The sequence below is a fragment of the Vibrio sp. Vb0937 genome (genome assembly GCF_033338855.1).
In genome coordinates this window covers 1-2414 of sequence record NZ_JAWOTK010000071.1, presented here as the reverse complement: position 1 = coordinate 2414, position 2414 = coordinate 1, and the positions used below count along the sequence as shown (strand labels likewise).

The 2414-nt window shown below is 44.2% G+C and carries 1 protein-coding gene and 2 tRNA genes; 2 read left to right on the top strand and 1 reads right to left on the bottom strand.

The genetic code is table 11. The features are described from left to right. Position 1: 1 nt before the first annotated feature. Together R7P67_RS23115 and R7P67_RS23110 are read left to right on the top strand one after the other, a co-directional pair. Positions 2–77, top strand: a tRNA-Thr gene (locus R7P67_RS23115). Between the two features lie 15 nt (positions 78–92). Then, a tRNA-Asn gene (locus tag R7P67_RS23110) sits at positions 93–168 on the top strand. A gap of 248 nt (positions 169–416) precedes the next feature. Here the strand turns inward: R7P67_RS23110 and R7P67_RS23105 are convergent. Further along, the gene (locus tag R7P67_RS23105) at positions 417–1853 is read right to left on the bottom strand and encodes an NAD-dependent succinate-semialdehyde dehydrogenase (RefSeq protein WP_262654069.1); all 1437 of its coding nucleotides are present in this window, start codon (positions 1851–1853) and stop codon (positions 417–419) included. Between the last annotated feature and the right edge of the window lie 561 nt (positions 1854–2414).

Here is a 2414-nt window from a genome sequence, read left to right as displayed (position 1 = left end):
TGCCGACTTAGCTCAGTAGGTAGAGCAACTGACTTGTAATCAGTAGGTCACCAGTTCGATTCCGGTAGTCGGCACCACTTATTAAAATTTGTTCCTCCTTAGCTCAGTTGGTAGAGCGACGGACTGTTAATCCGCAGGTCGCTGGTTCGAGCCCAGCAGGAGGAGCCATATTAGAAGAAGCCGCATCACTTGATGCGGCTTTTTTGTATTAGTTTAAAGCTAAGCTCTCTCCTACCCCATAACGAAATAACATAAGCGCTTTGATTATTAAAAACCGCTTACCGCAAGCTAACTATCGACTCACTAAGTAACCAGAAAATATTAACCACAAACGCGCGTGGCAAATGGTATGCCTTTCAACAAAAAAAAAGCCAGGTAAAAACCTAGCTTTTTAATTCAATCGGCTATCTCTGAAATCAGCTTAAACCACCAAGGCAAATATACTTTGTCTCCAGATATTCATCGAGTCCTTGCTTAGCACCTTCCCGTCCAACACCCGACTCTTTAACTCCACCAAATGGAGCCACTTCAGTAGAGATGATCCCTTCATTCACTCCAACCATGCCATACTCTAAACCTTCACTAAAAGTAACAATACGCTTCAAGCTATTCGTATAGAAATAGCAAGCCAAACCATATTCTGTATCGTTAGCCATTTCGAGAACTTGATCATCATTTTCAAAGGTAACAATAGGCAACACAGGCCCGAATAGCTCTTGCTGAACAATCGACATATCCTGCATCACACTATCCAAAAGAACGGGCTCCATAAAGCGACCAGGCCATCTCTGTGGAGAGTTAGCAATAGAGGCTCCTTCTTGTACAGCTTGATCGATCACCGCCTCTAGTCGATGCTTAGAGGCCATCGTAATAACAGGACCTAATGTGACACCTTTCTCTAAACCATTGCCAAGCTTTAATTTGCTTAACTTCGACAATACTTTATCAATAAAAGCTTGTTTTACATTTTTATGAACATATAGCCGATTGGTACAAACACATGTTTGCCCTGCATTACGGAACTTCGACGCGACAAGCCCTTCCGCAGCCGCATCTAAGTCTGCATCTTCAAACACGATGAAAGGCGCATTACCACCCAACTCCATCGACACCGCCTTGACTGAATCACTGGCTTGCTTCATCAAAATTTTCCCAACGCGCGTAGACCCCGTAAAAGAGATCTTCTGAATCCTAGGATCAGTACTTAGTACTTGACCAAACTCAGCAGCCTGCTCCGACACCACGACAGAAAGCAGTTCTTTAGGGATACCAGCCTGATAAGCTAATTCAACAACAGCAATTGCAGTGAGAGGGGTAAGCTCTGATGGCTTGATCAACATGCCACAACCTGCCGCTAGGGCTGGTGCTGCTTTTCTTGTAATCATCGCAATAGGGAAGTTCCAAGGTGTAATTGCAGCGCATACTCCCACAGGCTGGCGAATTGCAGATAGACGTCTATCTGTCGTGGGGGCAGGAATAACTTCGCCATAAGCACGTTTTGCTTCTTCTGAGAACCACTCGACAAAAGAGGCACCATACATCACTTCCCCTTTGCTCTCAGCTAAAGGTTTACCCTGCTCTAAGGTAATAATCGTGGCTATGTCTTCTGCATTATCAAGAAGTAGTTGATACCACCCCCTCAAACGACGAGAGCGCTCTTTGGCACTTAATTTAGCCCAACGGACTTGCTCCGTTTTGCACTGACCAATGAGATCATCTAACTCATCAAGAGTACTAGGCTTTAACCGAATTAACTCTTGCTCAGTTGCAGGGTTGATGACCACAATTCCCTCTTCGGAAGACCATTGCTTAAATACAGATTTCAGCGTTTCATTTTTTATTTGTTGCATCATCAAACATACTCCTCAAGAACTCCTCTTAGGTTAATCGCTACTAGCAAGTTCAGCAAAGAAAACAAAGTTTTCTAAAAGGCATTAATTTTCGGAAGACTTAGATCTCTTCCTCACTATACTTCGGGAAATTGCGCAATACACGCAACGACGGCCCCGCTCTAAACATGGAAGCAATGAATGTTTGAGAAATAAGATGTAGAAAATTATTGTTTAAGAGAGACGCTAACAAAACACGCAGTGAGGAAGACTATTCATTCTACTACGGTTGAGGGCGAGTGTTATAAAGACTCATTGTTCAAATGACCAATCTTTCAACGAGGACATGATACAAACTCGGAGTAATTAGAAGTGCAGGCAGCAGGCTCATCTTCCTGAGAAACTCATGCGCCAATAGGGTAAAGAAAGTCGTATTGTCTCGCCTTCAATGTGTAAATGCATTTCTAGGGGACACGACCAAACGAAAAAGCCCCAGTCTTTCGACTAGGGCTTAATATAAGTGGCGGAGTGGACGGGACTCGAACCCGCGACCCCCGGCGTGACAGGCCGGTATTCTAACCAACT